The organism is Erwinia sp. ErVv1, assembly GCF_900068895.1.
Lineage (GTDB): Bacteria > Pseudomonadota > Gammaproteobacteria > Enterobacterales > Enterobacteriaceae > Erwinia.
The window spans coordinates 46,620-53,658 of the sequence record NZ_CDPK01000022.1 but is presented as its reverse complement, the minus strand read 5'-3'; the positions used below and the strand labels follow the sequence as shown (position 1 = coordinate 53,658).

Genomic DNA, 7,039 nt, shown 5'->3' with positions numbered 1-7,039 from the left:
CTGCTGCGAGGTGGCGTATATTACGCTTTCCTCCTTCAGAGTCAACTTGTTTTTGGGAAGTTTTTCTCCGGCGGTTCAGCTTCCTGACCTCTCAACCCGGCGGCCTGTAAGCCGTTGTTCCGTGTCGATGGAGGCGCATTATAGGGAGTTCCTGACGGCTGACAACCCCTAATTTGATAAAAATAGCGCGTTCGCTGCATTCCACAGCAAAACCCCGGGTTATACGCACTTATCCACCGATTTATCCACATCGCTGCCGCACCGCGAATTTACACGAGCATCACGCAAACGTTTTCGCTACAATGCCGGGCAAAATCCTGGCCCCAGTTTTGGGGGGGTTACCTGAAGCTTATTCTCACTCTTCTCTATATAGAGGTGAAAATGGCTAAGCTTGATGTAACGCTCTTACTCTCTGCGAATCAAAGCCAAGGGATCATCACCATGCAACAACGTCGTCCTGTACGCCGCGCTCTGCTCAGCGTGTCTGATAAAGCCGGTATCATCGAATTTGCTCAGGCGCTGACCCAGCGCGGTATCGAACTCCTCTCCACCGGAGGCACCGCCCGCCTGCTGGCAGACGCGGGCCTCTCCGTCACCGAAGTGTCTGACTACACCGGCTTCCCCGAAATGATGGATGGACGCGTTAAAACGCTGCACCCGAAAGTGCACGGCGGCATTTTAGGCCGTCGCGGCCAGGATGATGCCATTATGGCGGAACACAGCATTGCCCCTATCGACATGGTGGTCGTTAACCTTTATCCCTTTGCCCAGACCGTCGCGCGTGAAGACTGCTCGCTGGAAGATGCCGTCGAGAATATTGATATCGGCGGTCCAACGATGGTGCGCTCCGCCGCCAAAAACCACAAAGACGTGGCTATCGTGGTCAACAGCAGCGATTACCAGGCCATTGTTGTCGAGCTGGATCAGAACGAGAACAGCCTGACGCAGGCCACGCGCTTCAACCTGGCCATCAAGGCCTTTGAGCATACCGCTGCCTATGACGGGATGATTGCCAACTACTTTGGCAGCCTGGTCCCCGCTTATCATGGCGATACCATTGCACCTTCTGGCCGCTTCCCGCGGACGCTGAATCTGAGCTTCATTAAAAAGCAGGATATGCGCTACGGTGAGAACAGCCATCAGGACGCCGCCTTCTATATAGAAGACAGGATTACCGAAGCCTCGGTCGCCACTGCTCAGCAGGTTCAGGGCAAAGCGCTCTCCTATAACAACATCGCCGATACCGACGCCGCACTGGAGTGCGTCAAGGAATTCGACCAGCCAGCCTGTGTGATCGTCAAACACGCCAATCCCTGTGGCGTTGCCATTAGCGATTCGATTCTGGACGCCTATGAGCGGGCGTATAAAACCGACCCAACATCCGCCTTTGGCGGCATTATCGCCTTTAACCGCGAGCTGGATGAAGAGACGGCGCAGGCCATTGTCAGTCGTCAGTTTGTTGAGGTGATTATTGCCCCCTCCGCAAGTGAGGCCGCGCTTAAGATAACCGCGAGTAAGCAGAACGTACGCGTACTCACCTGTGGAGAGTGGCAGCAGCGTCAGGCCGGTCTGGATTTCAAGCGCGTCAACGGTGGGCTACTGGTGCAGGATCGCGATTTAGGTATGGTGGAGAGCCACCAGCTTAAGGTGGTGACCCAGCGCCAGCCGACCGAACAGGAATTGCGTGATGCGCTGTTCTGCTGGAAGGTCGCTAAATTCGTGAAGTCCAACGCCATCGTTTACGCGCGTGAGAATATGACCATCGGTATTGGCGCGGGGCAGATGAGCCGAGTCTATTCCGCGAAGATTGCCGGTATCAAGGCGGCAGACGAGGGGCTGGAAGTGAAAGGCTCGGCTATGGCGTCCGATGCGTTCTTCCCCTTCCGCGACGGCATTGATGCCGCCGCCGCCGTTGGCGTCAGCTGTGTTATCCAGCCAGGCGGCTCTATTCGTGATGAAGAAGTTATTGCCGCCGCCGACGAGCACGGCATTGCCATGATCTTCACCGCGATGCGTCATTTCCGCCATTAATTACGGAGCAGAAAAATGAAAATTCTCGTTATTGGTAACGGCGGGCGTGAGCACGCCCTGGCATGGAAGGCCTCACTCTCGCCGCTGGCGGAAACCGTTTTTGTCGCGCCGGGTAACGCAGGTACTGCCCTTGAGCCTGCTTTGCAGAACGTTGATATCAGCGCCACCGATATTCCGGCACTGCTGCGCTTCGCGAGTGAGGAGAAGATTGATCTGACCATCGTCGGCCCGGAAGCACCGCTGGTGCTGGGCGTGGTGGATGCCTTCCGCGCTGCCGGGCTGAAGATTTTTGGTCCGACGCAGGCCGCTGCTCAGCTGGAAGGGTCTAAAGCCTTCACGAAAGATTTCCTGGCGCGTCATCATATTCCGACCGCTGAATATCAAAACTTTACCGAGGTCGGGCCCGCCCTGGCCTATACGCGCAGCAAGGGCGCGCCCATCGTGATTAAAGCCGATGGCCTGGCCGCGGGTAAAGGTGTGATTGTGGCAATGACCCTGGCCGAGGCCGAAGAAGCCATTCAGGACATGCTGGCCGGCAATGCCTTTGGCAATGCAGGCCACCGCATCGTGGTGGAAGAGTTTCTGGACGGGGAAGAAGCCAGCTTTATCGTAATGGTTGATGGCGAGAATGTGTTACCGATGGCGACCAGCCAGGATCATAAACGCGTGGGTGATGGGGATACCGGCCCCAATACCGGTGGGATGGGCGCCTACTCTCCCGCGCCGGTAGTGACCGATGCTGTCCACCAGCGGGTGATGGATGAAGTTATCTGGCCGACGGTTCGGGGCATGGCAGCGGAAGGAAACACCTATACCGGCTTTCTGTACGCGGGCCTGATGATTGATAAGCAGGGTCAGCCGAAGGTTATTGAGTTTAACTGCCGCTTCGGCGATCCCGAGACGCAGCCAATCATGCTGCGTATGCAGTCGGATCTGGTCGATCTCTGTCTGGCAGGCGTAGAGGGCAAGCTGAATACCAAAGACTCAGAGTGGGATCCTCGCCCTTCGCTGGGCGTGGTGCTGGCTGCCGGGGGTTACCCGGGTGACTACGCGATGGGTGACCAAATCCACGGTCTGCCGCTGGAAGAAACGCCAGACGGCAAAATCTTCCATGCCGGTACGCGTATGCAGGACGATCTGGTGGTAACCCAGGGCGGACGGGTATTGTGCGTGACCGCACTGGGAGATGACGTGGCCGCTGCGCAGAAGCGCGCCTATGAACTGGCTAAGCCCGTTTCATGGAAGGACAGCTTCTGCCGCCATGATATCGGCTATCGCGCGATAGGCCGCAAATAGCCCTTACCCGGGCCGGAGCAATCCGGCCCGGGTGGCATTCAGAAGCTGGCTTCGTCAGGCTCGTTCGCGCAGAGATCGTCGGGCGTGACAATCAGCAGCTGAACGCCTTTAGGCGCTTCCAGCCAGGCGATGCTGACCGGCTTGTCCGGGCTGCGCTGATGCTGGGTAATATAGTTAACGGAATAGTGGTCGAAGCCGGGCCGCTCTTTCTGCCCCTTGCACGTCGTGACGACGCCGGACGCCGACCAGCGCCCTTGCCTGAGCAGTACCCGCCCTTTCAGCAGGTCATCGCTGATTTTCAGCATACGCCCGCCATCAAACTGATATAACGCCACCGCGTCTGCGGAGAGCGCTTCACGGCGACCGGCGAACTGGCGCTGCATAAAACTCAGGCTGCCGTCCTGGTCGAAGCGCAGCGTCACGTTCTCGGGGCTGTCGCCAAAACGATGACGTTCTATGGAGATAAGCTTGTCCGACTGCCACATATAGTCGGTCGTCTCCGTCGCGCCACCCGAAAAGGGCGTGTAAAACGTCAGCAGATGGCTGCTCTCATTGCCGTCGTTTTTGCGCCAGATACGAACGGCGCCGCGATCGGCCAGATAACCACTGGCGGTAAAGTCAGGCAGTGCTGGCTGTGAGCTGCAACCTGCCAGTAACAGCAGCGTCAGCAGGGAGAGCGGAATAAGAGGAGAACGAGTCATGGCGCGATTATCACACAGTGTGGGTGAAATGCCCGGTGGTAAAGCGGTTTGCCCGGATGTATCTATAACAAAAGGGGCATAACGCCCCCCTGTTTAAAACTTTTTACCGTCAGACAATTACTTAACAGCGTCTTTCAGTGCTTTACCTGAAACAAATGCCGGTACGTTAGCAGCAGCAATTTTGATTTCATTGCCAGTCTGCGGGTTGCGGCCAGTACGCTCAGCACGGTGGTTAACTTTAAAAGTACCAAAACCAACCAGTTGTACAGCATCACCCTCTTTCAGAGACTCAGTAATCGCAGCCAGGGTGGATTCCAGTGCAGCTTTAGCCTGGGTCTTAGACAGGTCCGCTTTGTCAGCAATTACATCAATCAGTTGAGTCTTGTTCATAAGTTATCCTTACAGTGTATTTATCGCTTGCTAAGCATCGAGTGCGAGGGAAAAACCAGTTTCTGGCACTCTCCTGCATACACGCACCGATAGCCACTTTTTTCAGCCCCCCAAATGTAGACCAGACTGGGGGCGGATGTGAAGCCTCCTGGCGCTACAAATCAGGCCTGAAGTCACGTTTTATCGCCTTACTGCTGAAAATTTATACCGATATTACTGATCCCTGATTCACGCAGGTCAGCTCGCAGTCCTTTTATCAGTTCGGGGTCCCTCTCTTCGCAGGCACTGAGCAGGCGGAAAATCTCCCACTGGATGTCCCATTCTTCTTCAACTGCGGGGTTCTCTTTAAGCTCTTCGTCGGTCATTTCCCGTTCAGCCTGGGTCATTTCCAGCATCGCAACGGTCGTCACGGAGGCATCGCTTACGGCGATCGCATGCTCCAGCGTTTCACCGCTCAGACGAGAGTGCAGCAGTTCACTTAATGCGACGCAGGCATCAATGGCCGGATACACGCCGTAGAGATCGTAATCTTCAGCGTTGGGTATCGCTTCCTCCAGCTTCTCGAGCTGTGAGTCAAAATTCACCTTAGCATCTTTTACCAGCAGCGTTTCCCAGACCAGATCGAGGATGCGGCGATACAGCTGCCCTTCACCGAATCCTGTACGATCGCAAAACGCCCGATAGTTGGGGGCCATACGTTCGCACAGACAGGCCATAAAAGTAACGTGCTGCCAGCTTTCCAGCTTTTCCAGACGCAGGTGAATCGGATTACGTAACATGTTGAGATCTCTTAAACAGAAGTGCGCGGCCAGCAGTGTAACCGAAAAGACCGCGCGTCACACCGTTAACCCTGCTCCTGAAGGCGCATAAAAGCAGGTCGCCGTGAGGCCACGGCATCAGCCCAGCGCGTCGGTTCGGGCAGCCGGTAGCCGTTCAGACAGGTTTCCACCCAGCTGAGCGCCGTCGTCTGGCTAACGCGATGCCCCGGCGAGATAAAGAGGGGGTTACACCGGCGCTTGCTGCGCAATACCCAGCCAATTTGCTCGCCTTTGTCGATCAGCGGCTGTGTTGTCCCCGGCTCGTCATCCAGCGGCTCAAACTTGCCACACAGGCGGCTTTTTGCCACGCCAATGGTTGGGACATCCACCAGCAGGCCGAAATGGCTGGCGACGCCAAGGCGGCGCGGGTGCGCAATGCCCTGCCCATCAACGAACAGCAGGTCTGGCTTTAGCTCAAGCTGCTGCCACGCCGCGAGCAGCGCAGGATATTCACGGAATGAAAGGAACCCCGGAATATAGGGCATCGTCGTCGCGATACGGGCAACGCGATGCTCCACCAGCCTGAGCGACGGATATTCCAGAATAACCAGGGCAGCGCGCGTAACCTCGCCCCCCTGTTCAAAACCGACATCGGCACCGCCTATATAGCGCGGCGGCATTACTTCAAAGTCATCTTCCTGCTGCACTTCTGCCGCGCGTTCAAGTTGCTCCTGACGTAATGCTGCAATGTCCATGGTTAGTCCTGGTGATATGGCCGTGAAAGCCGATGTACTGAGTCAATGAAAGCGCCAGCATGCTCGGGTGGAACATCCTGATGGATCCCGTGACCCAGGTTGAATACGTGTCCATTGCCGTGGCCAAACCCTTCTAGGATGCCCGCGACCTCCTGCCCGATACGCGCAGGGGACGCGTAAAGCATAGACGGATCCATATTCCCCTGTAGGGCAACTTTATCACCCACGCGGCGGCGGGCGTCGCCGATATCGGTGGTCCAGTCCAGCCCCAGCGCGTCGCAGCCGGTAGCTGCCATCGCTTCCAGCCACTGGCCACCGCCTTTGGTAAACAGGGTGACCGGCACGCGGCGTCCGTCATTCTCACGGATCAGGCCGTCCACGATTTTGTGCATATAGTGCAGGGAGAATTCAAGATAGTCCCGTCCCGTCAGCACCCCGCCCCAGGTGTCGAATATCATCACCGACTGCGCACCGGCGCGTATTTGGGCGTTCAGGTAGAGCGTGACGCTGTCGGCCACCTTATCCAGCATCAGATGCAGGGTTTCAGGCTCGGCATACATCATTTTTTTCAGTTTGGTGAAGGCTTTGCTGCTGCCCCCTTCAACCATGTAGGTGGCCAGCGTCCAGGGGCTGCCGGAGAAACCTATCAGCGGTATTTCACCCTTCAGGTTTTTACGGATAGTGCGCACCGCATTCATCACATAGCCCAGATCCTGTTCCGGGTCGGGCACCGGCAGCTTCTCAACATCAGCGCGGCAGGTGATCGGTGAGGAAAAACGGGGGCCTTCTCCCGCCTCAAACCACAGGCCCAGCCCCATGGCGTCGGGGATGGTAAGAATATCGGAGAACAGGATCGCCGCATCCAGCGGATAGCGACGCAGCGGCTGTAGCGTGACTTCGCAGGCCAGCTCGGCATTTTTGCACAGCGACATAAAATCACCGGCGATGGCACGGGTCGCCTTATATTCTGGCAGGTAGCGTCCGGCCTGGCGCATCATCCATACCGGGGTCACATCCACAGGCTGGCGCAGCAGGGCGCGCAGATAACGGTCGTTCTTCAGTTCACTCATCTTAAACGCTCTCTCAAAATCAGGCGCACAGTATAACA

7 protein-coding genes are annotated in these 7,039 nt (G+C 56.8%); 2 read left to right on the top strand and 5 right to left on the bottom strand.

Features of this window, described 5'->3' with window-relative positions; genetic code table 11:
* The first annotated feature begins 441 nt into the window (after positions 1 to 441).
* Together purH and purD are read left to right on the top strand one after the other, a co-directional pair.
* Positions 442 to 2,031, top strand: a complete 1,590-nt coding sequence (gene purH / locus A1830_RS20375) for a bifunctional phosphoribosylaminoimidazolecarboxamide formyltransferase/IMP cyclohydrolase (RefSeq protein ID WP_067710341.1) — start codon at positions 442 to 444, stop codon at positions 2,029 to 2,031.
* A 15-nt stretch (positions 2,032 to 2,046) separates the two neighbouring features.
* A complete protein-coding gene (gene purD, locus A1830_RS20370) occupies positions 2,047 to 3,327 on the top strand; it encodes a phosphoribosylamine--glycine ligase (RefSeq protein ID WP_067710339.1) in 1,281 nt (426 codons plus the stop codon).
* A gap of 38 nt (positions 3,328 to 3,365) precedes the next feature.
* On the opposite strand, the gene A1830_RS20365 is transcribed toward purD, so the two are convergent.
* From A1830_RS20365 to hemE, 5 genes are all read right to left on the bottom strand, one after another.
* On the bottom strand, positions 3,366 to 4,028 hold the full coding sequence (locus A1830_RS20365) for a DUF1481 domain-containing protein (RefSeq protein WP_067710337.1): 663 nt from the start codon (positions 4,026 to 4,028) through the stop codon (positions 3,366 to 3,368).
* Positions 4,029 to 4,145: 117 nt separating this feature from the next.
* Complete coding sequence (gene hupA, locus A1830_RS20360) at positions 4,146 to 4,418, bottom strand: nucleoid-associated protein HU-alpha (RefSeq protein WP_017803060.1); 273 nt, start codon at positions 4,416 to 4,418, stop codon at positions 4,146 to 4,148.
* A 188-nt stretch (positions 4,419 to 4,606) separates the two neighbouring features.
* On the bottom strand, positions 4,607 to 5,197 hold the full coding sequence (locus A1830_RS20355; RefSeq protein ID WP_067710335.1) for a YjaG family protein: 591 nt from the start codon (positions 5,195 to 5,197) through the stop codon (positions 4,607 to 4,609).
* Positions 5,198 to 5,262: 65 nt separating this feature from the next.
* The gene (gene nfi / locus A1830_RS20350) at positions 5,263 to 5,931 is read right to left on the bottom strand and encodes a deoxyribonuclease V (protein WP_067710333.1); all 669 of its coding nucleotides are present in this window, start codon (positions 5,929 to 5,931) and stop codon (positions 5,263 to 5,265) included.
* Between the two features lie 2 nt (positions 5,932 to 5,933).
* Positions 5,934 to 7,001, bottom strand: coding sequence for a uroporphyrinogen decarboxylase (hemE, locus tag A1830_RS20345; protein WP_067710349.1), 1,068 nt, complete (start codon positions 6,999 to 7,001; stop codon positions 5,934 to 5,936).
* Positions 7,002 to 7,039: the final 38 nt, after the last annotated feature.

What these genes read in the sequence shown, in the direction of transcription:
- purH (WP_067710341.1), top strand. Translation starts at nt 442, where the DNA reads ATGCAACAACGTCGTCCTGTACGCCGCGCTCTGCTCAGCGTGTCTGAT.
- purD (WP_067710339.1), top strand. Translation starts at nt 2,047, where the DNA reads ATGAAAATTCTCGTTATTGGTAACGGCGGGCGTGAGCACGCCCTGGCA.
- A1830_RS20365 (WP_067710337.1), bottom strand. Translation starts at nt 4,028, where the DNA reads ATGACTCGTTCTCCTCTTATTCCGCTCTCCCTGCTGACGCTGCTGTTA.
- hupA (WP_017803060.1), bottom strand. Translation starts at nt 4,418, where the DNA reads ATGAACAAGACTCAACTGATTGATGTAATTGCTGACAAAGCGGACCTG.
- A1830_RS20355 (WP_067710335.1), bottom strand. Translation starts at nt 5,197, where the DNA reads ATGTTACGTAATCCGATTCACCTGCGTCTGGAAAAGCTGGAAAGCTGG.
- nfi (WP_067710333.1), bottom strand. Translation starts at nt 5,931, where the DNA reads ATGGACATTGCAGCATTACGTCAGGAGCAACTTGAACGCGCGGCAGAA.
- hemE (WP_067710349.1), bottom strand. Translation starts at nt 7,001, where the DNA reads ATGAGTGAACTGAAGAACGACCGTTATCTGCGCGCCCTGCTGCGCCAG.